At 67.1% G+C, this 23,955-nt stretch carries 23 protein-coding genes; 15 read left to right on the forward strand and 8 right to left on the reverse strand.

Annotation, left to right across the window (positions count from 1 at the left end; genetic code table 11):
- The first annotated feature begins 5 nt into the window (after nt 1–5).
- The 8 genes from ACERLL_RS04185 to metX all read left to right on the forward strand — a co-directional run bounded on the left by ACERLL_RS04185 (nt 6) and on the right by metX (nt 10,656).
- Nucleotides 6–653 (forward strand): energy transducer TonB, encoded by a 648-nt coding sequence (locus tag ACERLL_RS04185; RefSeq protein WP_373654795.1) that lies wholly within the window; start codon nt 6–8, stop codon nt 651–653.
- 21 nt (nt 654–674) lie between these two features.
- Nucleotides 675–1,853, forward strand: a complete 1,179-nt coding sequence (locus tag ACERLL_RS04190) for a tetratricopeptide repeat protein (RefSeq protein ID WP_373654796.1) — start codon at nt 675–677, stop codon at nt 1,851–1,853.
- Between the two features lie 50 nt (nt 1,854–1,903).
- Complete coding sequence (locus ACERLL_RS04195; RefSeq protein WP_373654797.1) at nt 1,904–4,933, forward strand: TonB-dependent receptor; 3,030 nt, start codon at nt 1,904–1,906, stop codon at nt 4,931–4,933.
- A gap of 111 nt (nt 4,934–5,044) precedes the next feature.
- A complete protein-coding gene (locus ACERLL_RS04200; protein WP_373654798.1) occupies nt 5,045–6,655 on the forward strand; it encodes a hypothetical protein in 1,611 nt (536 codons plus the stop codon).
- Nucleotides 6,656–6,812: 157 nt separating this feature from the next.
- Entirely contained in the window at nt 6,813–7,934 is a 1,122-nt protein-coding gene (locus tag ACERLL_RS04205; protein WP_373654799.1) for an FIST signal transduction protein, read from the forward strand.
- A gap of 83 nt (nt 7,935–8,017) precedes the next feature.
- Complete coding sequence (locus ACERLL_RS04210) at nt 8,018–8,476, forward strand: putative molybdenum carrier protein (RefSeq protein WP_373654848.1); 459 nt, start codon at nt 8,018–8,020, stop codon at nt 8,474–8,476.
- Nucleotides 8,473–9,411: an ROK family protein gene (locus ACERLL_RS04215; protein WP_373654800.1), complete on the forward strand. Its 939-nt coding sequence runs from the start codon at nt 8,473–8,475 to the stop codon at nt 9,409–9,411. Before ACERLL_RS04210 ends, ACERLL_RS04215 begins: the two co-directional genes overlap by 4 nt.
- Before the next feature lie 132 nt (nt 9,412–9,543).
- Nucleotides 9,544–10,656 (forward strand): homoserine O-acetyltransferase MetX, encoded by a 1,113-nt coding sequence (metX, locus tag ACERLL_RS04220; protein WP_373654801.1) that lies wholly within the window; start codon nt 9,544–9,546, stop codon nt 10,654–10,656.
- Between the two features lie 49 nt (nt 10,657–10,705).
- Here the strand turns inward: metX and ACERLL_RS04225 are convergent, their stop codons facing one another.
- The 3 genes from ACERLL_RS04225 to ACERLL_RS04235 are packed head-to-tail and all read right to left on the reverse strand — an operon-like array spanning nt 10,706 to nt 13,227.
- Nucleotides 10,706–10,924: a hypothetical protein gene (locus ACERLL_RS04225; RefSeq protein WP_373654802.1), complete on the reverse strand. Its 219-nt coding sequence runs from the start codon at nt 10,922–10,924 to the stop codon at nt 10,706–10,708.
- Nucleotides 10,925–10,953: 29 nt separating this feature from the next.
- Complete coding sequence (locus tag ACERLL_RS04230) at nt 10,954–12,174, reverse strand: NAD-dependent epimerase/dehydratase family protein (RefSeq protein ID WP_373654803.1); 1,221 nt, start codon at nt 12,172–12,174, stop codon at nt 10,954–10,956.
- 27 nt (nt 12,175–12,201) lie between these two features.
- Nucleotides 12,202–13,227 carry a glycosyltransferase family 4 protein gene (locus ACERLL_RS04235; protein ID WP_373654849.1) on the reverse strand — a complete coding sequence of 342 codons (1,026 nt, stop codon included), beginning with the start codon at nt 13,225–13,227 and terminating at the stop codon, nt 12,202–12,204.
- A 206-nt stretch (nt 13,228–13,433) separates the two neighbouring features.
- Here ACERLL_RS04235 and ACERLL_RS04240 point away from each other — a divergent pair, with 206 nt between their 5' ends.
- From ACERLL_RS04240 to ACERLL_RS04255, 4 genes are all read left to right on the forward strand, one after another.
- A complete protein-coding gene (locus tag ACERLL_RS04240) occupies nt 13,434–14,210 on the forward strand; it encodes a GNAT family N-acetyltransferase (protein ID WP_373654804.1) in 777 nt (258 codons plus the stop codon).
- Nucleotides 14,207–15,007, forward strand: a complete 801-nt coding sequence (locus ACERLL_RS04245) for a lysophospholipid acyltransferase family protein (protein ID WP_373654805.1) — start codon at nt 14,207–14,209, stop codon at nt 15,005–15,007. Before ACERLL_RS04240 ends, ACERLL_RS04245 begins: the two co-directional genes overlap by 4 nt.
- A gap of 145 nt (nt 15,008–15,152) precedes the next feature.
- Nucleotides 15,153–16,118: a YihY/virulence factor BrkB family protein gene (locus ACERLL_RS04250; protein WP_373654806.1), complete on the forward strand. Its 966-nt coding sequence runs from the start codon at nt 15,153–15,155 to the stop codon at nt 16,116–16,118.
- Nucleotides 16,119–16,163: 45 nt separating this feature from the next.
- Entirely contained in the window at nt 16,164–16,394 is a 231-nt protein-coding gene (locus ACERLL_RS04255) for a DUF6494 family protein (RefSeq protein ID WP_373654807.1), read from the forward strand.
- Between the two features lie 103 nt (nt 16,395–16,497).
- Here ACERLL_RS04255 and ACERLL_RS04260 read toward each other — a convergent pair whose 3' ends face one another.
- The 3 genes from ACERLL_RS04260 to ACERLL_RS04270 form a co-directional block, all read right to left on the reverse strand.
- Entirely contained in the window at nt 16,498–17,076 is a 579-nt protein-coding gene (locus ACERLL_RS04260) for a thioredoxin family protein (RefSeq protein ID WP_373654808.1), read from the reverse strand.
- Nucleotides 17,077–17,167: 91 nt separating this feature from the next.
- The gene (gene dusA / locus ACERLL_RS04265) at nt 17,168–18,166 is read right to left on the reverse strand and encodes a tRNA dihydrouridine(20/20a) synthase DusA (RefSeq protein WP_373654809.1); all 999 of its coding nucleotides are present in this window, start codon (nt 18,164–18,166) and stop codon (nt 17,168–17,170) included.
- A gap of 101 nt (nt 18,167–18,267) precedes the next feature.
- Nucleotides 18,268–18,810: a tetratricopeptide repeat protein gene (locus ACERLL_RS04270; RefSeq protein WP_373654810.1), complete on the reverse strand. Its 543-nt coding sequence runs from the start codon at nt 18,808–18,810 to the stop codon at nt 18,268–18,270.
- 221 nt (nt 18,811–19,031) lie between these two features.
- Here ACERLL_RS04270 and ACERLL_RS04275 point away from each other — a divergent pair, with 221 nt between their 5' ends.
- The 3 genes from ACERLL_RS04275 (at nt 19,032) to ACERLL_RS04285 (ending at nt 21,420) form a co-directional block, all read left to right on the forward strand.
- Complete coding sequence (locus ACERLL_RS04275; RefSeq protein ID WP_373654811.1) at nt 19,032–19,613, forward strand: Tll0287-like domain-containing protein; 582 nt, start codon at nt 19,032–19,034, stop codon at nt 19,611–19,613.
- Nucleotides 19,614–19,639: 26 nt separating this feature from the next.
- Complete coding sequence (locus ACERLL_RS04280) at nt 19,640–19,960, forward strand: cyd operon YbgE family protein (protein ID WP_373654812.1); 321 nt, start codon at nt 19,640–19,642, stop codon at nt 19,958–19,960.
- A 164-nt stretch (nt 19,961–20,124) separates the two neighbouring features.
- The gene (locus tag ACERLL_RS04285; RefSeq protein ID WP_373654813.1) at nt 20,125–21,420 is read left to right on the forward strand and encodes an NAD(P)/FAD-dependent oxidoreductase; all 1,296 of its coding nucleotides are present in this window, start codon (nt 20,125–20,127) and stop codon (nt 21,418–21,420) included.
- Between the two features lie 85 nt (nt 21,421–21,505).
- On the opposite strand, the gene cydB is transcribed toward ACERLL_RS04285, so the two are convergent.
- Nucleotides 21,506–22,510 (reverse strand): cytochrome d ubiquinol oxidase subunit II, encoded by a 1,005-nt coding sequence (cydB, locus tag ACERLL_RS04290; RefSeq protein WP_373654814.1) that lies wholly within the window; start codon nt 22,508–22,510, stop codon nt 21,506–21,508.
- Nucleotide 22,511: 1 nt separating this feature from the next.
- Complete coding sequence (locus tag ACERLL_RS04295; RefSeq protein ID WP_373654815.1) at nt 22,512–23,894, reverse strand: cytochrome ubiquinol oxidase subunit I; 1,383 nt, start codon at nt 23,892–23,894, stop codon at nt 22,512–22,514.
- Nucleotides 23,895–23,955 lie beyond the last annotated feature (61 nt).

The raw sequence follows: 23,955 nt of genomic DNA on the forward strand, positions 1-23,955 counted from the left end.
CCCCAATGGCCCACACCCATCCCCTGCGCAACTATGCCTCCGCGACGGGCTTCATGGTCCTGGGCACGGCCCTGGTATTGGGCACGGTGCTCCTGATCAACGCCTACAACAAGGGTCCGGATAAGAAGGAAGTGGAGGACACCGCCCGCTTCAACGTGGCTCCGCCGGAGCCTCCGAAGCAGGAGCAGGTGGAGCCCGAGCCCGAACCGGAGCAGGAGCCCCAGGCCAATAATCCGCCGCCCTCGCCGCTGCAGGGCCTGGGTACCTCGGTGGGCGCTGGCAGCTTCGAGATCGCCACCCCCGATTTCGGCGGTAACGCCGGCGGCCTCGACGACTCCCTGCTCGGCGACACCCGCGACGTGGTCATGACCGACGACTCCGTGGACGTGCCGCCCAAGGCGGTGGAGCGCGCCGCCATGCAGTATCCCGCCGCGGCCCGCCAGAAGGGCATTACCGGGTTCGTGACGGTGAACCTGCTCGTCAACGCCGAGGGCCGGGTGGAGAAGGTGAAAGTGCTCGATTCCAAGCCGGGCGGCGTCTTCGAGGAGGCCGCGGTGGAGGCGGTGCGGGCATGGCGCTTCGAGCCGGCCAAGTACGAGGGCGAGGCCGTGAAGGTCTGGGCCAAGCAGAAGATCCGCTTCAACCTCAGCTGACCGCTCCGAGGAACGCACTCCATGCCGATCCCCGAATCATACGCCGCCCGCCTCCTGGCCCTCGGCCTGCTCGTCCTGCCCGTGGGTGGGATGGCGGCGGACGAGGAAGCGGAGAAGCAGAAGGGCGAGGAAGTGGACTACGTCAGCCTGGGCGCCCGCCTGCTCAAGGACGGGCACCTGGGCCGCGCGGAGTCCGCCCTGAAAAAGGCCGATCCGGCCGCCGAGGAGGTGGACGCCGCCCGGCTGTACACCCTCTGGGGGCTGGTGGACCTGAAGCGCGGCGAGAACGCCTCCGCCCGGGATCACCTGCGCCGGGCCATCGACGCGGGCCAGACCGGGAAGACGGTTTACCTCTACCTGGCCCAGGCCCATTACCGCCTGCAGGAGTACCGGCCCACCATCGACGCCATCGAGCGCGCCGGACTGGGCGAGCAGGACAACCCCAATCTCTACGCCATCCTGGCCCGATCCCACTGGGAGCTGGAGAACGGGGCCGAGGCCTGGGCCGCCCTGGATGCGGGCCAGAAGCGCTATCCGGAGCACACCGCCTTCCTGCGCCAGAAGATCTTCTACCTGATCGAGCTGGAGCTCTACCAGAAGGCGGCCCGGCTCGGGGAGGAATACCTGGCCGGGGCGCGGGCCACGGTGGCGGACTATCTGGCCATCGGCCGGGCCATGCGCCGCAGCGGCCAGCTCGAGCAGGCGCGTGACTTCCTGGAGGCCGCCCGGCTGCAGTACCCCGGTGATCCGCGCCTCGGCATGGAGCTGGCCCAGGTCTACCTGAAGCTGGACCAGACCCTCACCGCCGCCCAGATCTACGAACAGGCCGCCTTCCGCGACCCCGAGCTGCTGACGGAAGCCGCGGAGCTGTACCGGCGCAGCGGCAAGCTCTATCGCGCCCTGAACCTCAATGCCCAGGTGGCCGATTCCGGGAAGAAGCTGAAGCAGCGCCTGGCTATTCTCCTGGAGACCGAGCGCTATGCCATGGCCGCCGCCATGCGGGACGACCTCCTGCGGGCGGGGCTGCTGGAGAACGAGGACATCCGCTACGCGCTCGCCTATGCCCGGTTCAAGAACGGCGAGTTCGAGAAGGCCGAGGCCCAGCTCTCCCGGCTGACCCGCTCGGACCTGTTCCGCAAGGCCACCAAGCTGCGCAAGGCCATGGCCGATTGCCGGGACGCCGCCTGGAAGTGCTACTAGCCGCGGCCACGGGAATCCGCTCCGCCAATCCGCCCAGGATTCGAACGAAAATGGACCGCACCAAGACCAGTTTCATGAAAAAGCTCGGGCTGCTCCTCCTCCTATCCGTCTTCGCGGTACCGCAAGTCCGGGCGCAGGAGGAGCCGGCGCCGGCGGATCTGTCCATGTTCGTCTTCGACGACGAGCTCCCCCTGAGCGACGTCACCATCAAGGTGGACGGCCGCCCCCAGGCGGTGACCAACGACAACGGCGCGGCCTGGCTGCTGATCGGCTCCGGGAAGCGGAAGCTGACGCTGGAGAAGCCGGGGCGGGCCAGCACCGAAATCCGCCTGAAGGTGGGCCGGGGAGAGAACCTCCGCGTCATCACCACGCTAAAGCCGGAAGGCGGCAAGCCGGAGGTGGACATCCAGTCCTCCGGGCCGAGGGAATCCTTCCTGGCGGTGGGTGGCGAACAGGGCAAGGACGGCGGTCCCACGGGCACGCTCCAGGGGCGGGTGGTTTCCGCCGAGGACGGCGGCCCGGTATCCGGGGCCCGGGTGTTCATCAGCGGCACGCCCGTGGACATGCAGACCGACAAGGAGGGCCGCTTCCGCACCAAGCTGCCGGAGGGCACCTACTCCCTGTCCGTGATCCACGGCGACTACAGCACCCAGACGAAGGACGGCATCAAGGTCGGGGCCGACAAGACCGCCAAGGCTAGCGTCGAGCTCACCCCGGCCGGCCTGGAGCTGCAGGACTTCGTGGTGACGGTGCCGTATATCGAGGGTTCGGTGGCCTCCACGCTTTCCCAGCAGGAGGAAGCCTCGGGGGTTACCGAGGTCTTGGGGGCGGACCAGATGTCCCGTGCGGGCGATTCCGACGCCGCCGACGCCTTGGCCCGGGTTACGGGTCTGACCATCGAAGACGGCAAATACGTCGTTATTCGCGGCCAGCCGGCCCGCTACACCGCCACTGTGCTGAATGGCTCCCCCCTGCCGAGTCCCGACCCCATGCGACGTATCGTTCCTCTCGATCTCTTTCCCACAGGGGTATTGAGCGCCATTGAGGTCCAGAAGAGCTATACGTCGGACCAGCCCGGAACCTTCGGGGCGGGACTGATCGACCTCAGGACCCGGGGCCTGCCCGAGTCGGGATTCGGCGAGATAGAAATCGGTGCCGGCCTCAACACACAAAGCTTCGGTGAAAAAGGGCTTACGTACGAAGGAGGCGGGAGCGACTGGCGGGGCGTGGATGACGGCAGTCGCTCGGGTCCTTCCGGGGATACCACAAGCCCCGTACCCGGCGATTTCGGCAACGACGAGCACGTCGTGCAGCGGGAAAGCCTCGGTCCCGACCGCTCACTGGCGGTGGCGGGGGGGGGGCGGATTGACACCCCGGTGGGCAAATATGGGGCGGTTGCCTCCTTTAGCTACGACCAGAAGTGGCGCCATCGCAAGGAATACCGGACTATCTACAGTCTCGGAGGCGGCGAGCTTCAAAAGAATGAGGAGTACACCCTCGAGCGGACCGACAGGGAAGTGGGTGTTGGGGGCATGCTTACCCTGGGCGGCGAATGGGGCGAGGACCAGAGCATCACCAGCAATACCTTCCTGATGCGCAAGACCCGGGATCGTACCCAGATAGCCGATGGGGAGCTTACCGCCGAGTACCAGAGGAGCCAGGAATACCGGTTGGCGTTCAACCGGCGTGCGCTGTTGCTGCAGCAGCTCATCGGGCAGCACAAGCTGCCATTGGGGCTGGGTCTCGACTGGCGTTTCCTGACCGGCGAGGCCGAGCGCGAGCTACCGGATCGCCGAACCTATACCTACAACTTCCTGGGGGACGAGTCCTACCTGCGCTCCGATATCGGCATGGAGCGCAAGTTCAACACGGTGAAGGACGATGTCGGAGCCTACAGTGCCGACCTGACCGTACCTCTGGGTGAGGCCGGCTGGCTCAGCGAGGCCGAGGCCAAGCTCGGCATTTCCAATTCGAGCAAGGACCGGGAAAGCGATACCGCAACCTTCAGCTTTCTGCCCGACGACGAAGCCGGCGTCGACCTGACGCGGGATCCGAATGCGCTGTTCGATCCTGAAGGATACGGCGATGCCTTCGAGATCCGGAACGATACCAGCCCCGGTGACAGCTACACCGGCTCGGTCGATGTCAGCAGCCGGTACGCCATGATCAACCTGGAGCTGATGAAGGCCCTGAAGCTGAATCTCGGGGTTCGCCAGGAACAGGTCGACATGGAGGTGGCCCCCGAAGGCGACAATCCGTCCTCCGGGTTCAAGGAGACGCGCACCCTGCCCGGTGCCACCGCCACCTGGAAGATCCGCGAGGACATGAATCTGAGGTTCGCCTTCTCGGAAACCTATTCCCTGCCCATGCTCACGGAGATCGCCCCTATCGTTTATTCCGATCCCGATACCGGCGAGCCCTTCCAGGGCAATCCGGATCTGGAGCCGGTGGATATCCGCGCCTTCGATATCCGCTGGGAGTGGTACCCCAGCAATGCCGAGATGCTGACGCTGGCTTGGTTCCGGAAGGCTTACGAGAACCCGATCGAGCGCAGCTTCGCCGACCTGGCGGGCGGGGATCGCACCCTCAATCAGATGCGCAACTTCGATCAGGCCGAGGTGAACGGTTTCGAGCTGGGGGCCCGGATCGATCTGGCCGAGCGGCTGTGGGGCCCGGAAGGACTCTATGCCCAGGCCAACGCCGCCTTCGTGGATTCCAACGTCAGCGTCGAGGACGCCGGTCTGGCCACCAACGACAGCCGTCCCCTGCAAGGCCAGGCCCCCTGGATCTACAACCTCCAGGCGGGGTATGCCGGCGATATCTGGGATCTGACGCTCTCCTACAACATGGTGGGCGAGCGGCTGTACCAGGCGGGTATCCAGGGCTTGCCGGATGTGTATCTGCAGCCGGTGGCGTATCTGGATCTGTCCTCCCGCTTACAGTTTGGCGAGCATTGGTTCCTGCAGTTCAAGGCCGGCAACCTGCTCGACCCGACCATCGAGTACACGCAGGGGGGGCGTGGGTACCGGACGTACCAAAAGGGCAGGGACTTCAGTCTCTCCCTGAAGTGGCGCTACTGAGCTCCGCTGTCATTTTTCTGCAATTCTGGCGACACATGTCTGTAACCCGCCAAGCCTAGGATGTGGATCTGTGTTCCAGCCGATTTTTGCAACCACAAAGGAGCCTAGGCCATGGAACGGAACAAGGCACTGGCGGCCACGATCAGTCTACTGGCCGCTACCGGGCTGACCGCCTGCGGCGGTGGCGGCGGTGGCGGTGGCGGTAACGGCGATGACAGCGCCACCTCCTTCCAAAAGCAGTTCTCGGAGAGCGATTCCTATGACGTGATCGAGAACCCCTCCAGCTTTAATCTCAAGTCTACCACCCTGGCCGTGACGAATCCGGATGGCAGCAACATCGACGGCAGCCTGGCTGCCGGTATGGACGACACCGATTATTACGGCGCCGTGGATCCGGATGCCATCAACGACCCGGATAATGATGCCGATGCCACCAACAACGCCTGGTGGCAGGGCTGGACCTACCGCAACGGCAGCGTGGACGGCAATTTTCCCGGAAGCTCGAATTTCCATCCGCTTGAGGATGAAATCAAGAATTCCATGAGCCCGGATACGAATGATGGGTCCTGCCCTAAAGGTACCCACAAAGGTACTACCTCGGCGTTTGGGGATAGCTACGACGTGTGCGCCCTGGCGGATGGAGATATCACCGGTAGCACCGCCACCCTCAACAACGAGCACATTTGGCTCCTCACCGAGACCGTTAACATCGGCGACGGCGGGGATCAGAACAACTCGGCCGGCACCGGCGACGTTGTGCTGACCATCGAACCGGGCACCATGGTCATGGGCGCCTCCAGCGGCACTGTTGACGACGTGGCCCTGGTCATCACCCGCGGCTCCCAGATCAAGGTGCAGGGAACCAAGGAGCAGCCCGTAATCATGGGTGCGGTGGACTTCGACGGCACCACTATTACGGGCGACGTCACCGACTTGACCGACCGCGGTGAATGGGGCGGCCTGGTGGTGGACGGCCTGGCCACGGTGAACTCCGCCGCCACCCCCGGAAACGCGCCCGGCAACGGCGGCAGCGTCGCCAGTGAGGCAGTGCCCGATGGCAAGGACCGCTACTTTGGCGGCGGCACCGACAACGACAACAGCGGCGAGATCCGGTACCTGATCATCGCCGAGTCGGGCTATGCCTTTCGCGAGGACCAGGAGGTCCAGGGGCTCACCCTCGAGGGCGTGGGCAGCGGCACCACCGCCACTGACGGCGGTCCGTTCGTCGACTACCTGCAGGTGCTCGGGTCCGAGGACGACGGCGTCGAGTGGTTCGGCGGCACTGCCGGGATGAACCACGTGGTCATCAACGGCCAGGACGATGACGGCCTGGACCAGGACCTCGGTTGGCAGGGCAAGGTTCAGTACGCCCTGATCCTCATGGGCGCCGATAACGGCAACCGCGCTATGGAAACCGACGGTAACGGTGACGACTTCGACGCAAAGCCGTACACCGCGCCGACCATTGCCAACCTCACCGTGATCGGCAATTCCGGCGGGGACAGCAGCGACACCCTGGCCCATCTGGCCCGCGAGGGCTATCGCGGCAACATCCACCGCACGGTCTACACCGACGATCCCAACAACGGGACCAAGTTCAAGACCGCCTGCATCGACGTGGATGAGATGAGCGGCAGCAGCTGGCTGGACGATTCGCCGCTCACCTACGAGGACGTGGTGTTCAACTGCGACAACGGCGCCCTCGCCGACGCCGACGACTAAGCCGGCGAATAAGCTGATCCGAAAGGGCGCTGCTCCGGCGGCGCCCTTTCCATTCCGGCCGGCTCCCTAGGGAGCCGGCCTTTTTGCGTACTGGTGGCTCGCCGCCGTCGCCGGGTACAATGGTTGGTTATTTCTCTCCTTATGACGGTATCCGGATATGGAACGTTTTCGAGCCGGCCATGCCGGCGGCCCCCTGTGGCGGGACGCGGCGGATTCCTGCCTGGAGCAGGTGGGCACGCTGCCGGCGGGCGCCAACCTCGGTTTCGTATATGTCACCGACGAGTGGAGCGACGAGTTTTCCGCGGTTGTGGATTATCTGAAGGCCCATACCGGCATCGAGCGGTGGGTGGGCACGGTGGGCGCCGGCGTCTGCGGCCCGGGCAAGGAGTACCACATGACGCCGGCCATGAGCCTCCTGGTCGGCGCCTTCCCGGGGGACGGCATCCGCCTGTTGCCCACCCTGGAGGCGGACCTGGACGACCTGCGCGCCGAGCTGGCTCCCTGGTACCGCGGGTACGGCGCGGTCCAGGCGGTTGTGCACGGGGATCCCCGCAATGAAGAGGTCCCCGAGCTCATCGGCCGGCTGGCGGACGAGCTTCCGGACGGCTTCCTGGTAGGGGGCGTCACCGCCACGCGGGGCCGCGCCTATCCCCAGGTAGCGGGCTCGGTCACCCAGGGGGGGCTCTCCGGGGTACTCCTCTCCGAGGAGACACCGCTGGTAACCGGCCTCACCCAGGGGTGCACCCCCATCGGGCCGCACCGCGAGGTGACCGCCTGCGACGGCAACGCCCTCATCGAGCTCGACGGCCGTCCCGCCCTGGACGTCTTCTACGAGGATATCGGCGAGCTCCTGGCCCGCGATCTCAACAAAGTGGCCGGCTACATCTTCGCCGGATTCCCGCAGGGCGGGGCCGACAGCGGGGATTACCTGGTCCGCAACCTGGTGGGCGTCAACGAGGAGAAGAAGGTGGTGGGCATCGGCGAGGAGGTTACCGAGGGCCAGAAGGTTATGTTCTGCCGCCGCGACGGCAACACGGCCCGGGAGGACCTCGTCCGCATGGTCCGGGAAGTGCGGGACCGGGCTGGCGGCAGCGCCCGGGGCGCGCTGTATTTTTCCTGCGTGGGCCGGGGCGCCAGTCTGTTCGGCGAGAGCTCCAACGAGCTGCGGCTGGTGCAGCAGGAACTGGGGGATGTGCCCCTGGCGGGATTTTTCTGCAACGGCGAGATCTATGACAGCCGGCTCTACGGCTATACCGGCGTGCTGGCGCTGTTCCCGTAGGGACACCCCGCCGGCAAGATCGCCACGAACAGCGGGAGTGTACGTCCATCAGCACCGCCTCCACTGATCGGTTTCCGGCCCGGATCGTTTCCGGCGGGCAGACCGGCGTGGACCGTGCCGCCCTGGACGCGGCCATGGGAGCCGGTTTGCCGGTGAGCGGCTGGTGTCCACGGGGGAGGCGGGCGGAGGACGGTCCGCTATCCCCGGTCTATCCGCTCACCGAGACGCCGTCCCGCGACTACCGGCAGCGCACGCGCTGGAATGTGCGGGATTCCGACGCCACCCTGATCCTGAGCTGGGGCCGCCTCAGCGGCGGTACGCTGCTGACGGTGCGGATCCTCGCGGACTACGGCCGGCCGCACCGGGTAGTCCCCCTGGACGCCGACCCGGACCCGGAGGCGGTCCGGGTCTGGCTCCGCGAGCAGCGGGTGGTGACCCTGAACGTGGCGGGCCCGCGCGGGGACGGGGCAGGGGAGATCTACGCGGCCGCGCTCGCTTTCTTGCGGCGAATTTTCACCGGGACGGAAGGGGGGTCGGGATGAGCGGGATCAGGCTGGGCGTGGACCTGGGCGGGACCAAGACCGAGATCATCGCCCTGGACGAGGCGGGCCGGGAGTGCCTGCGCCGGCGGGTGGACAGTCCCCGGGAGGAGTACGCGGCGACCCTGGAGACCATCGCCGGGCTGGTTGCCTGGGCGGAGGAGCAGCTGGGCGCGCCGGCCACGGTGGGAATCGGCACGCCAGGCGCCCTCTCCCGGGCCACCGGAACCATCAAGAACGCCAATTCCACCTGGCTCAACGGCCGGCCTCTCCACCGCGATCTGGAGGCCCGGCTGGAAAGGCCCGTCCGTCTGGCCAACGACGCCAACTGCTTCGCCCTTTCCGAGGCCGCCGACGGCGCGGCGACGGGTGCGGAGCTGGTATTCGGGGTGATCGTGGGCACGGGCACCGGGGCGGGTGTGGTGGTGGACCGGGAGGTGCGCACCGGCGCCAACGCCATTGCCGGGGAATGGGGCCACAATCCCCTGCCCTGGCCCGCCGCGGAGGAGGTGCCCGGTCCCGCGTGCTACTGCGGGCTGAATGGCTGCATCGAGACCTTCCTGTCCGGGCCGGGGCTCATGGCGGATCACGAGCGCTGCACGGGCGCTTCCCGTGACCCCGAAGACATCGTCGCCGGCGCCGAGCGGGGCGAGCGCGCCTGCGAGGCCACCCTGCGGCGCTACGAGCACCGCATGGCCCGTTCCCTGGCGCATGTGATCAACGTCCTGGATCCGGACACCATCGTCCTGGGGGGTGGCATGGGCAACATCGCCCGGCTCTACCGGACGGTTCCCGAGCTGTGGGGGCGCTTCGTCTTCTCGGACCGGGTGGACACCCGGCTGGTGCCGCCCCGGTACGGCGACTCCAGCGGGGTCCGGGGGGCGGCCTGGCTGTGGGGGCCCGAAGAGGCCGCGGCGCTGGCGGGCGGCGTTTCCTGATACGGGCGGCGGGCACGCGGCGGGCGGGGCGCTTGTTTACCGCTTGCCGCAAATTTCTGCCAAAATAGACGGTTTGCCGCGCCCGGATCCGGACGCGTGCTATCCATCTCCGGCAAGGAAATTCCAGGCCCAATGTCCGGCGCCACCAAGTACGTGAATCTCGACCGTCCCTTCGAGATGGCCCTCGGGGGAGCCCTCCCGGAAGTCACCCTGGCCTACGAAACCTGGGGGGAGCTTTCCCCGGACCGGGACAACGCCATCCTGCTGTTCACGGGGCTGTCGCCGAGCGCCCACGCCGCCTCCTCCCTGGAGGACCCCTCCCGCGGCTGGTGGGAGTTCATGATCGGCCCCGGGCGGGCCCTGGATACCACCCGCTACTTCATCATCTGCATCAACAACCTGGGCTCGTGCTTCGGCTCCACGGGGCCCGCCTCCACCAATCCGGAAACGGGGCGGCCGTACCGGCTGGATTTCCCGGAGCTGTCCGTGGAGGATATCGTCCGCTCCCAGCGCCTGGCCCTGCACAAGCTGGGTATCGAGCGGCTGCACGCCGTGGTGGGGGCCTCCCTGGGCGGCATGTCGGCCCTGGCCTTTGCCGTGCAGTACCCGGACGATGTGGACGAGCTAATGGTCATCTCCGCCGCCACGCGGGCCACCCCCTTCGCCATCGCCATCCGCTCCCTGCAGCGGGACTGCATAAAGAGCGATCCCTGCTGGCACGGCGGCTTCTATCCGGAGGGGCAGCAGCCGCAGGAGGGCATGCGGCTGGCGCGCAAGCTGGGGCTGATGTCCTATCGCTCGCCGGAGGAATGGCTGGAGCGGTTCGGGCGGGAGCGGGTGGACTGGCTGGACGAGCCCGGTAGCCAGCCCTTCGATATCGAGTTCCAGGTGGAATCCTACCTGGAGGCCAACGCCCGCAAGTTCGTGCAGGTCTGCGACGCCAACTGCTACATGTACCTGTCGCGGGCCATGGACCTGTTCGATCTGGGGGACCATGCCGAGGACGGCGACCCGACGACGGCCCTGCGGAAGATCCGGGCCACGCGGGCGCTGGTGCTCGGCGTGGAAACGGATTTCCTGTTCCCCATCTGGCAGCAGAAAGAGGTGGCCGACGGGCTCAAGCACGCCGGCCTTTCCACCCATTACATGCCCCTTTCCTCCATCCAGGGCCATGACGCCTTCCTGGTGGACAAGGCGCGCTTCATCCCGGTCATCGCCGAGTTCTTCTCCAGCACCTCGGGCTAGAATCCCCCGACACCCGCGCCTCCCGGGAGGGCGCGCGGGAGCAGGCCCGCTACAGGCCGGGCCCGCCGCGGACCATCCGCTGCGACCGCCAGGGGTGCAGCAGCCATCCCCAGGACCAGTGTCCTTCCCGCTTGTAGGTATCCTCGGAGGCCTCGCCCGTGGTTCCCTTGGAAGTCTGCTCCGGTTGCCGGGTGACGACGCCGCGCGCGGCGGCTATCTCCGCTTCCAGCCGGGCTTCCCGTTCAGACTTGCCGCGGTTTTCGCTCATCGGCTCGGCCTCCCTCGGGGGTCGCTCTGCTACACGGCACGCATCCTGAATGGGGTCTCAGGCGCTTGTGCCTCTTCGTTCTCGGTATCCCGGCACCAGCGCGAGTGGCACGGGATGCGCTCCAGGTCGCAGCGGTGGGCGTAGCGGGCGGCGATGTCCCGCACTTCCTCCATCAGTCCCTCGTCCAGGGTAACGGGGTCCAGGCCCAGCTCCTGCAGACCGCGATTCTCCATTCGGAGCTCGTTCTCCGCCGCTTCCTTGCGGGGATTATTCAGGAATGCCACATCCGCACCGGTGAGAAAACCTACCTTTTGGGATAGTTCCAGGACACGGTGGGTCTCCGTGGCCTGGTTGAAGATGCGCACCCTGTCTCCGGCGTGCGGCGGATTCGTCACCGCCAGCTCGATGCAGCGGACCGTGTCCTGGATGTGGATGAAGGCGCGGGTCTGGCCGCCGGTGCCGTGCACGGTGAGGGGATAGCCCACCGCCGCCTGCATGAGGAAGCGGTTGAGCACCGTGCCGTAGTCGCCGTCGTAGTCGAAGCGGTTGATGAGCCGCTCGTCCATCCGGGTCTGCTCCGTCTGGGTGCCCCACACCACGCCCTGGTGGAGGTCCGTGATCCGCAGCCCGTCGTTCTTGTTGTAGAACTGGAACAGCAGCTGGTCCTGGGTCTTGGTCATGTGGTAGATGCTGCCGGGATTGGGTGGATAGAGGATCTCGCGTTCCTCGGCCGTTCCCTCCGGAAGCGGGATGTGCACGGTCAGGTAGCCTTCGGGAAGCGGGGCGGAGGAGGTGGAGTAGCCGTAGACCCCCATGGTACCGAGATGCACGAGGTGGGCGTCTATGTCTCCCTCCACCAGGGCGCAGAGCACGTTGTGGGTGGCGTTAAGGTTGTTATCCACGGTGTAGCGCTTCTGCCGGGATCCCTTCATGGAGTAGGGGGCGGCCCGCTGCTCGGCGAAGTGGATTACCGCGTCCGGGCGCTGTTCCCGCAGCAGGTCGAGCAGTTCGGCGTAGTCCCGGGCGATGTCCAGGTTATGGAACCCGATCTTCCGGCCGGTCAGCTCCCGCCAGGCCTTGAGCCGCGTACCCATGGGCCGGATGGGCGTCAGCGAAGCGGTTTCCAGCTCGTCGTCGATGGCCCGCCGCGAGAGATTGTCCACGATCACGACCTCGTGGCCGCGCGCGGAGAGGTGGAGCGCGGTGGGCCAGCCGCAGAATCCGTCGCCGCCTAGTACGATGATCCGCATGCTACCTCCAGAGTGGTTGCGGGGCGTTCAGGAGCCCACCGCCAGCGGGGCGGGGCGGGCCGGGGTGAGATTGTCGAGGAATTCTTCGGTGGCCGACCGCCAGGAGCGGGCCAGGGCCGCCTCCCGGCAGGCCCGGGGGTCGAGCTTCAGGGCTTCCGTGGCGGCCGTGGCCAGATCCTCGTCCAGGCAGCCCGTGACGCCGTGCGCGACCACGTTCCGGGGCCCCTGCACGGGGTAGGCGGCCACCGGGACGCCGCACGCCATGGCCTCGTACATGACCAGCCCCAGCGTGTCGGTGCGGCTGGGGAAGACGAAGACGTCCGCCGCCGCCAGGTGGCGGGCCAGCTCCTCGCCCTGCTTGAAACCGGTGAAGACCGCGTCCGGGTATTCCTCCTCCAGCTGCCGACGCGCCGGCCCGTCTCCCACCACGTACTTGGTGCCGGGCAGGTTCAGCCGCAGGAAGGCCTCCAGGTTCTTCTCCACGGCCACCCGCCCCACATAGAGGAAGATGGGGCGCTCCGCGGTGAGGAAGTCCTTCTCCCGGGGCCGGAACAGCTCCGTATCCACGCCGCGGGACCAGAACACCAGGTTGCGGATGCCGTGCGTCTCCAGCTCGGCCCGCATGGTCTCGTTGGTGACCATGGTTCGCCGCCCGGCGCGGTGGAACCAGCGAAGGAAGGCGTATCCCCACTCCAGGGGGACGAAGGGCAGACGGAGCTGGATGTATTCGGGGAACCGGGTATGGAAGGAGGTAGTGAACGCCAGGCCCCGACGCCGGCAGTGGGAGCGGGCCGCCAGACCCAGCGGTCCCTCGGTGACGATATGGACCGCGTCGGGCTGGAATTCCCGGAAGGCCTCCCGGATCAGGCGTCGGGGCCGAAGCGCCACGCGGATGTCCGGGTAGGTGGGCAGGCCCACCGTGCGGGTGCCCTGCGGGGTGACCATGCGAACCTCGTGGCCCAGGGCTTCGAGCTCCCGGCGGGTGTACCCCAGGGAGGTGACTACCCCGTTGATCTGGGGGGTCCAGGCGTCCGTTACAATGGCGATGCGCATAGGCACGGTCGGCTTCCCTCGAATTTGCAATCCGTAGACTGTGCCTTGCGCGGTTTGCAGTTTTGTAACGCGGATATTGCGGATTTGTTGCAGCGGGCTACAGCGAAGGGAGATTTTTGCGGGGGGTTGCGCTGTAATTTTGCTGTCACGGACCGGTCCTATGCTGATTGCGCAATTCAGTGGCAAGGAAGCCAGGAGCAATCAGCATGGGTGCCCGTCAGGAAACTTCACCGCTCCAAGCGGAGCCGGTTCTCCAGCGTAACCGTCTGGAGGTGGTGGTGGCGGAAAGCCGGGCGGAAGTCGAGCGCTGCCAGCGCCTGCGCTACGAGGTGTTCACCGCCGACCTGGGGGCCCGCATCGCCACCAGCCGCCCCGGTCTCGACCATGACTCCTATGATGCGTATTGCCGCCACCTGTACGTCCGGGACAATCGTACGGGGGCCATGGTGGGAACCACCCGGCTGCTCACGAGCGCGGGCGCGGTGGCTGCTGGCGGGTTCTACTCGGCGGGCGAGTTCGATCTGAGGCGGGTCCTCTCCCTGCCCGGGCGGTTCCTGGAGGTGGGTCGCACCTGCATCCATCCCGATTACCGGCGGGGCGCGGCCATCACCACCCTTTGGAACGGCATCGCCGGCATGGCCATCGCGGAGGGGAGCGATTACCTGATCGGCTGTCCCAGCATCCCCCTGGGAGGGGGCCGAGCCTATGCCCTCGCCGTGATGGATCACCTGCGGGCCCATTACCACGTCCCCGAATCGCTGCGGGTGGTCCCCCGCCATCCCCTGCCGCGGGATCCGGAGCTGCCGGCCGAGACGGAGGCGGTCCTGCCGCCCCTCATGAAGGCCTACATGCGCCTGGGGGCCCGGGTCTGCGGGGAGCCATTCTGGGACGAAGACTTCAACGTGGCGGATGTGTTCATCCTCCTGGAGACCGGCGCCATCACCCGTCGCTACGCCCGCCACTTCTTCCGGGAGTCCCGGTGAGGCGCCGGCGCGCCTTGCCGGGCAGCCTGCGGCTGCTCGTACGCCTCGGTCCCCTGACGCTCTTTCTGGCCCTGTCGCCCCTGCTTGCCGTGCTGCTCCTGCCCGCCTCCGGGGGAAGTCGGCCGCGGGTGGTACGGCTCTGGTCGCGGACGGCGGCCCGCCTGGTGGGGCTGCGCGTGCGCGTATCCGGCGTCCCCGCGCCCGGCGGGGTGCTGTTCGCCGCCAACCATATCTCCTGGCTGGATATCCTCGCTTTCAACGCCGTCCACGCGGCCACCTTCGTGGCCAAGCGCGAGGTGCGGGACTGGCCGCTTTTCGGGTGGCTGGCCGCCCGGGCGGGGACGGTCTTCCTCGACCGGGGGCGCCGCAGCGCCCTGCTCGGCGCGGGTGACGTGCTGGCGGATCGGCTGCGGGCCGGAAAACCGGCGGTCATATTCCCGGAGGGAACGACAACCACCGGTCAGGAGGTGGCGCCCTTCGGGCCCGGGCTCTTCCGGGCGGCCCTGGAAGCGGGTGCCTGCGTGCAGCCGGTGACCCTCCGCTACGGCGCCCCGGGAAGCCCGGATACGGTGGCGCCTTTCGTCGGCGACGACAGCCTGGTGCCGCACCTTTTGCGGCTTTTGGCCCGGCCCGGTACCCGGGTGCGGGTACTGTTCCACGAACCGGTTTTTCCCGGGGAGAACCGCCAGGCGCTCGCTGCCGAGGCGCGTGTCCGGGTCCGGGCGGGCCTGCTCCCGGTTCCGGCCGCCGCCGATTCCCGGGACCACGAATCCGAGCTTTCCTCCCTCCCGGGCTGACCCCGGTCGATCGCGTCCCGCCGCTTCCCGCTACGGATCGCCCCAATAGAGCCTCACGGTCCGACCCGCCTACACTTCCGTTTTGGGTGGCCCCATACGGAGGGCCGCCGGAACCGCTCGGCCGGTCGAGAAACGGGGGAGCGAAATGGCCCGGAACCACGGGGGAACGCAGGCGGTCCGGCCCGGGGACCTGCGCATGGCGGACTGGAAGGCCGTGGGCCAACGGGTCCAGGGCCAGGTCAACCGGGACAACCTGAGCGTGGTCTCGGCGGGCGTGGCCTTCTACGCCTTCTTCGCCCTGTTTCCGGCCCTGGCCGCGATGGTGGCCATCTATGGCCTGGTGGCCGATCCCGCCGATGTGCAGCGCCTGATCCAGCAGGGGCAAGGCGTCATGCCCGGAGCCGTAACCGGGATCCTGTCCGGCCAGCTCCGCCAGCTCGCCGGCCAGGGCGGCTCACAGCTCGGAATGGGGGTCGCCATCGGTACCCTGGTTGCCCTCTGGAGCGCCACCAAGGGCACCAAGGCCCTGATGGCGGGCCTGAACATCGCCAACCGGGAGGAGGAAAAGCGCGGCATCATCCGCATGAACGCGGAGGCTCTGCTCCTCACCCTCGGCGTGATCGTCGCGGTCCTCGTGGCCATCGCCCTGGTTGTCGCCGCGCCCGCGGTGCTGGGCAGCCTGCCGCTTCCGGCACTCCTCCGGACCCTGATCGCCTGGCTGCGGTGGCCGGTGCTCGGCGTGCTCATGGTCCTGGGCCTGGCGGTGCTGTACCGCTATGCCCCCAGCCGGCGGGCCGCCCGTTGGCGATGGCTCAGCTACGGCGCGGTGCTGGCCACGGTGCTGTGGCTGATCGCCTCCGGCCTGTTCTCCTGGTACGTAGCCAACTTCGGCTCCTACAACGAAACCTTCGGCTCCATGGCGGCCATCGCCATCCTGCTGATGTGGTTCTTCCTCTCGGCCTACGTCATCCTGCTCGGCGCCGAGCTGAACAGCGAGATGGAGCACCATACGGAGCGGGATACCACGCAGGGGCCCGATCGGCCGCCGGGGCGGCGAGGCGCCGTTATGGCCGATTCCGTGGCGGATTCAGGGCATCCGGAACGCTCCTAGCGGTTTATAATCCATACCAGGAAAAACCGAGCGAAGGAGTCGGCTTTGAACGAGGAAATCTTTACGCAGGACATGCGGAAGTTCCTGAAGAAGGTAGGCGTTACTTCCCAGCAGGAGATCGAGAAGGCCGTCCAGCAGGCGCTGGAGGCGAACCGGCTGTACCCGGATGCGGAATTGAGCGCCCACGTGACCCTGCGCGTGGAGGGTCCCGACGGAGCCCTCCTGGTGGACCACGGAGTGGACGGCTCCATCCGGCTCGAAGACGGAGAGGCATAACCGGTGCTCCCGGGAATCCGGGGCCGGAGCAGCGAAGGCCAGGGCGGGGACCCTGGCCTTCGGCATCTGGTGACGGGGGAAGGGCGCTTCGCGTCCGGCGGGGTCAGAGGTATTCCTGCCGGACCTCCTGCTCGATCCCCGAGCCGGTCTCGCGCTTGTAGTTGAAGAAGTCCGTGCCGTCCTTGTAGGCGCCCTCCACCACGAACTTGCCCATGGCCAGGAATTCCTCGACGCTCGGGTTGGTGATGAAGCGTACCAGCTCCTCCCCGCCCTTGCCGAAGATGATAAGCGTCGGGGTGGCCCGGGCGCGGTTCTGCACGGCGAACTTCATCTGCGACACCGAGTCGCCGTCCACGTCCACGAAGTTCTTGTTGCCCTTGATGTTCACCTTGTAGACATCGAAGTACTTGTGGAAGAACTCGTGAACGATGGGCCGGGTGAAGACCTCCTGCTCCATTTTGTTGCAGAAGGGGCACTGGTCCTGGAAGAAGTAGACCAGCATGCCCTTCTTGCCGCTGGCCAGGGCGTCCTTCAGGTTCCGCTGGAAGTCCCCGAAGGCGACGATGTTGTAGAAGTTCTCCGGATCGGCCCGCTCGGCCTGAGCCGGTCCCGCCCCCATCAGGAGCGCGGCGAAGGCCAGCGCCAGGAAGCGTTTCCAAGGGCGTGTGCACCGCATGCGCATGGTTCCGTCTCCGAGGTCGTGGACGGGCTCCCCGTCCCTTGGCCGTTTTTACCGAATGCACGTTCGGTTATAGGTCAAGCGGGCGGAGGCGTCAACCGTCCAGGGCGGCAGCCTCCGGGGCCGGCGCCACGCGCTCCAGGGCCTCGCGGATCACCGCCACGCCGGCGTCCCGCCCGGGCGCGTTCTCCGAGATGTGGCGCCGCCAAGCGCGGGCTCCGGGAACGCCCTGGAACAGGCCCAGGATGTGCCGTGCCATGGCCTGCAGCCGCACGCCCCGCGCCAGCTCCCGCTCCATGTAGGCCATGTAGCGCTCAACGACCGCGCGGCGATCGAGCAGGTCCGGGTGATTGCCGAGGAAGGCCTGTTCCGCCTCGGCCAGCACCCAGGGTCGCTCGTAGGCGGCGCGGCCGACCATGACGCCGTCCACGTGGGGTAGCTGGGTGGCCATGTCGTCGACGGTGCGGAGGCCGCCGTTGGTTACCACCGTATAGCCGGGGAAATCCCGCTTCAGCCGGTGGACCGCCTCGGGCCGCAGCGGCGGCTTCTCGCGGTTCTCCTTGGGGGATAGGCCCTGGAGCCAGGCCTTGCGGGCATGGACGATGAAGGTGCGGCAGCCCGCCGCCCCCACCCGCGCGACGAAATCGTGCAGGTGGGCGTAATCGTCCTGGTGATCGATGCCGATGCGGTGCTTGACGGTCACCGGAATGTCCACCACCTCGCGCATGGCCGCCACGCCCTCCGCCACCAGATCCGGCTCGGCCATGAGGCAGGCGCCGAAGCGGCCGTTCTGCACCCGGTCGCTGGGACACCCGACGTTGAGGTTCACCTCGTCGTAGCCCCAATCCTCCGCCATGCGGGCGCACGCGGCCAGCTCCGCCGGGTCGCAGCCGCCGAGCTGCAAGGCCACCGGATGCTCCTCGGCGTTGTAGTCCAGGTGGCGCGCCACGTCCCCGTGCAGCAGGGCGCCCGTGGTGACCATCTCCGTGTACAGCAGGGTCCGGGGCGCCACCAGCCGCAGGAAAAAGCGGTCGTGGCGATCGGTGCGGTCCATCATGGGGGCCACGGAGAGGGTGCGGTCGAGGGTGGTCATGGCGGCGGCGCGCTTCCGGCCTCGGGTCGTTCAGTGATCGGGCGGAAAGGATAACCGGGGCGCAGAGCCCGCCACAAGGCGAATCGGCGCCGGTCGGGGGTTCATTCTCCACCGTATCGGGCGAGCCAGCGGGCGGCCGCCCGGCGTTCCGCCGGCGTGAGCCGCTCGGCCAGTCGATCGCGGTTGCGGATGGCCTCCCGCCGCTTGGCCCCGGCCGGCAGGTTGCGGGCGGCCAGCCGGTACCATTGGTAGGCCTCGCGGAGTCTGGGCCGGCCTCCCAGGCCGGCTTGGTAGAGGAAGGCCACGTGGGCATAGGCCTCGGGATGGCCGCCGTTGGCCGCTTCCCTGGCCCAGTGCAGGGCCCGGCCGGGATCGCGCTCCACACCCAGGCCGGCCCGGTAAAGATTGGCCAGGTGGTGCTGGGCCAGCCGGTCGCCCGATTCCGCGAGCCGCCGCCAGACATGCGCCGCCCGGGCGTAATCGCCGGTCTGGTAGGCCTGGAGCCCGTCCCGGAAGTCCGGATCCGAGCAGCCGGCCAGCATGGGGACGCCGGCTGCAAGGAGCAGGGCCATCAAAGCGCCGCGCGCCATGCCGGCGGCCGTTTCCCGACGGTTCCGGCTGCGGACGGTGACTGGCGTGTGCAAGCGGGGCTCCCTCCTGATGGGTAGGGCTACAGGATGCCCGTTGAGGTCGTCGTCCGCCATCCCATTCCCCGTTTGGGGATATTTGATTCGGGTCAATCGAGCACCCGATGCGGACCCATGCCCATGGCCGCTCCGCGGGGATTCTTTCAGGATGAAGGCATCGGGCCCGTGAAGCGGATTCCGGGCGATCAGGGAAATCTCCGGGCATACGGGAGGAGCGCATGAAGCGGAAGATCGGAATCGGGATCCTGATGCTCCTGCTGGGCGGTTCGGCCCTTGCGGAGGGTATGACGGCGGAGCGGGAGCAGGAGGCGAGGGCGGCAGTGAACCGCCTCATGAAGGAGCTCGGCGGAGCGCTCAAGACGGCCATGAAGGAGGGCGGCCCGCAGAAGGCCATCCGCGTCTGCACGCAGATGGCGCCGCGCATCAACGCCCGCATTTCCCGGGAGCGCGGATGGCAGGTGACCCGGGTCTCCACGCGCTATCGCAACCCGCTGCTGGGCATGCCCGACTCCTGGGAGCAGCGGGTCCTGGGGAAATTCCGGCAACGGGCCGCCGAAGGGGAGGCCCTGAAAGGCATGAAGTACAGCGAGGTGGTCACGCAGCCGGAAGGCAAGTATTTCCGCTACATGCAGGCCATCCCCATGCAGGGACTTTGTACTTCCTGCCACGGCCCCCGGGAGCAGCTGGCCCCGGCGGTGCAGGAGGTTCTGAAGCAGCGCTATCCCCATGACCGGGCCACCGGCTTCCAGGTGGGGGAATTGCGCGGGGCCTTCAGCGTCAAGCAGCCCCTCGGCGATTAGGATCGGCAGCGGGAAGGGAGGTTCCCATGACGGGTCGCCGCCCGGATGCGCCCAGTTTTTTCTACGGCTGGCTACCGCGGCTGATCTCCGTCCTCCTGGCCCTGACCGTGCTCCTGCTCATCATGGCATTCCCGGGGATCTTCTGGCGGTGGGATGCGGTCCGGCTTCTTCCCCTGCTGGCGGTACTCTGGGGGCTGGCCGCCGGTTTCGTGCACGGGATGGGGCTCGTGCCGGAGCACCCTCTGACGCGCCTCCTTCTGGGGCCCGGACCCGCCTGGCTGCTCCTGCTCGGCGCCCTCCTCTGGCTCCTGATTGCAAGCGGTCCCCTGCCGCAAAGTCCCGGTTGAAATGGATTGACCGCGATCAAACGGAGTGATCGGGGAAAGGTCTAAGGTGTGAAAGCGGTTCAGGTGCGGCCAATGATTCCGGCCCGGTCCGCACTTTCCCCGCTCTCCGCGGTACTTGCGGCTTCTCATTCCCCGGCCGGACATGCTGAAAGCGAGGTTGGATCATGGCACGAATTGTCATTCTGGGCGCGGGAACGGGTGGCCTTCCGGCGGCCTACGAAATGCGGGAAGCGCTCGGCAAGGAGCACGAGGTCACGCTGGTCAATGCCAGCGAGTATTTCCAATTCGTGCCCTCCAATCCCTGGGCGGCGGTGGGCTGGCGCGACCGCGAAAGCATAACCTTCCCCATGCGTCCCTATCTGGAGAAGCAGGGTGTCGGCTTTATCGCCCAGCGGGTGGAGCGCATCGACGCCGAGAACAGCACCCTGCACCTGGCCGACGGAGAGACCGTGGCCTATGACTACCTGGTGATCACCACCGGCCCCAAGCTCAACTTCGAGGCCATCGAGGGGCTCGGACCGCAGGGATACACGAAATCCATCTGCACCATCGACCACGCCGAAGAGGCCTGGCACGCCTACCAGGCGTTCCTGGAGAATCCTGGGCCGGCAGTAGTGGGCGCCGTCCAGGGGGCGAGCTGTTTCGGACCGGCCTACGAGTTCGCCGCCATACTCCATCGTGACCTGGCCAAGCGCCGGCTCCGTGACCGGGTGCCCATAACCTTCGTCACCTCCGAGCCCTACATCGGCCACTTGGGCCTGGGCGGGGTGGGGGATTCCAAGGGCATGCTGGAGCACGAGATGCGCCAGCGCCACATCAATTGGATCACCAACGCCAGCGTCACCCGGGTCGAGGACGGCACCATGCATGTTGCCGAGCACGATGACAGCGGCGCCGTGGTGAAGGAGCACGAGCTGCCCTTCAGCTACTCCATGATGCTGCCTTCCTTCCTGGGCGTGGATGCCGTGGCCAACGTGCCCGACCTCTGCAACCCCAAGGGCTTCGTCAAGGTGGACGATCACCAGCGAAGCCCCATCTACCCCAACATCTTCTCCGCCGGGGTATGCATCGCCATTCCCCCGGTGGAGGCCACCCCGGTACCCACCGGCGCGCCCAAGACGGGCTATATGATCGAGACCATGGTCACGGCCATCGTCCGCAACATCCAGGCGGAGCTGGAAGGCGGAACGGCCAATGCCCAGGGCACCTGGGACGCCATTTGCCTGGCCGACCTCGGCGACTCCGGAGCGGCCTTCGTGGCCATGCCGCAGATCCCGCCCCGCAACGTCTCCTGGTTCAAGGAGGGCAAATGGGTGCATTGGGCCAAGGTGGCCTTCGAGAAGTATTTCCTGCGCAAGGTGAAGAAGGGCACCAGCGAGCCCGTATACGAGCGGTACGTGCTGCGGGCGCTGGGGATCAATCGCCTCAAGGACAAGGAAAAGGACAAGACGGCCGTCTGAGCGGCAGTTTCCGGTACCTACGGGAACGGGCCGGCCCTAGCGGAGCCGGCCCGTTTTGCGTGGTGGCGCATCCCGCTACCGGTACCTAGTGATAGCCCATGTCCGCCGTGATTTTGCCCCGGAAGACCCGGTACGACCAGGCCGTGTAGCCGAGGATGACGGGCAGCAGGATCACGAGGCCCACCAGCGTGAATCCCTGGCTGGAGGGATGGGCCGCCGCCGCTTCGATGGTCAGGTTTGGCGGCACGATATAGGGCCAGAGGCCGATGAGCAGGCCGATGAATGCGAGCGCGAACATGGCCAGGGAGAGGAGGAAGGGCCGCAGCTCGTCGCCCGCCAGCACCGAGCGCCACAAAAGCCAGGAGGTGACCGCCACCAGTACCGGCATGGGCCAGAGCCAGAGGATGTTGGGCAGCGAGAACCAGCGCTCCATGAGGCGGGGCTCCAGGAACGGCGTCCAGATGCTCACCATGACCATGAAGGCGATCATGATCATGGCCAGGGGCCGGGCGAACATGTAGCAGAGCTGCTGGGTCTCCCCCTCGGTCTTCAGGATGACCCAGGTGGCGCCCAGCAGGGCGTAGCCGAAGACCAGGGCGAAGCCGGTCATGATCACGAAGGGGTCGAACCAGCCGAAGGTCCCGCCGGCGTATTGGCCGTCCTGCAAGGGCAGCCCGTTGACGAGGGCGCCGAGGATGATCCCCTGTGCGAAGGCGGTCAGGATCGACCCCACCATGAAGGCCATTCCCCATAAGGACTTCGAGCGCCGTGCCTTGAACCGGAACTCGAAGGACACGCCGCGGAAGATCAAGGCGATCAGCATCAGAAGAACGGGCAGGTAGAGCGCCGATAGCACCAGGGAGTAGGCGCGGGGAAAGGCCGCCAGCAGCCCGGCCCCCCCGAGCACCAGCCAGGTCTCGTTGCCGTCCCAGATGGGCGCCGCCGAGCTCATCATCAGGTCGCGCTCTTCCTCGTCGTCGACGAAGGGCATGATGATGCCGATGCCGAGCACGAAGCCGTCCAGCAGCACGTACATGAGCACCCCGAAGCCGATGATGCCGAACCAGATATAGGGCAGTGCGTCGATCATCTCAGCCCTCCTCGAAACTGTCTGAGGTGGCGGACAGGGGCCGGGTGGGGTGCGCGCGCGGGCTCGGTTCCGGCCGCTGGGGCTGGATGCCGGTGCGGACGATGCGCAGCAGGTACCAGATGCCTGCCCCGAAGATCACGGTGTACACCAGAGCGAATGCCGTCAGCGACGTCGCCACGCTTCCGGCGGAGACCGCGGAATTGGCCTCGGAGGTGCGCAGCAGGCCGTAGATCACGTAAGGCTGCCGGCCGATCTCGGCGGTGAACCATCCCGTGAGGATGGCCACGAACCCGGAGGGGATCATGGCCATCCAGGCCCGGTGCAATGGTCGGGAGCTGCCCAATCGGCCGCGCCGCCAGGCCCAGAGGCTCGCCGCCGCCAGGATCAGCATGGCCACGCCGATGGCCAGCATGACGCGGAAGGACCAGAACACCGGGGCCACCGGCGGCCGGTTCTTCGGCTTGAAGGCCTCGAGCCCGGTTACCTCGGCGTTCAGGTCATGCTTGAGGATCAGGCTGCCGAGCTTGGGGATGGCCACCTCGTAGTGGTTCTCCTCGGCCTGGGCGTCCGGTATGCCGAAGAGGACGAACGGCGCGCCGCGCTCGGTCTCCCAGTGCCCTTCCATGGCCGCCAGCTTGGCCGGCTGGTGCTCCACCACGAACAGGCCCTGCAGGTCGCCGGCCAGGATCTGCAGCGGCGTCACGATGGCGACGAACGCCGTTGCCAGCTTGAGCATGCGGTGCGACTCCTCCCGATGCCGATTCCTGCGCAGGTACCAGGCGGAGACGCCGCCGATGACGAAGGCCGTGGCCAGGAAGGCGCCGAGGACCATGTGAATGAGCCGGTAGGGGAAGGAAGGGTTGAAGATGACACTGAACCAGTCCACAGGATAGAAGACGCCGTCCCGGATCGCGTATCCGGCCGGAGACTGCATCCAGCTGTTGGCGGAGATGATCCAGAAGGCCGATATCAGGGTTCCCAGGGCCACCATACAGGTGGAGAGGAAGTGCATGCGGGGCGAGACCCGGTTCCAGCCGAACAGCATGACGCCCAGGAAGGTGGCCTCCAGGAAGAAGGCCGTCAGCACCTCGTAGCTCAGAAGCGGCCCCAGGATATTCCCCGCCGCGTCCGTAAGCTGGCTCCAGTTGGTGCCAAACTGGAAGCTCATGACGATTCCGGAGACCACCCCCATGCCGAAGCTGACGGCAAAAATCTTGAGCCAGAAGAAGTACAGGTCCTGATAGACCTGCTCCTTCTTCCAGAGGTAGTTGGCCTGGAGGAAGGCCAGCCAGCTGGCCAGGCCGATGGTGAAGGCCGGGAACAGGATATGGAAGGAAACGACGAACCCGAACTGTATCCTGGACAGCATCAAGGCATCGAGCATTACTACCTCCGTCGGCTGGGCGGGCGATCAGGAACCGTGGAGCCGGGGCTCCCCGGACCAT

The organism is Thiohalorhabdus sp. Cl-TMA, from assembly GCF_041821045.1.
Classification (GTDB): domain Bacteria; phylum Pseudomonadota; class Gammaproteobacteria; order Thiohalorhabdales; family Thiohalorhabdaceae; genus Thiohalorhabdus; species Thiohalorhabdus methylotropha.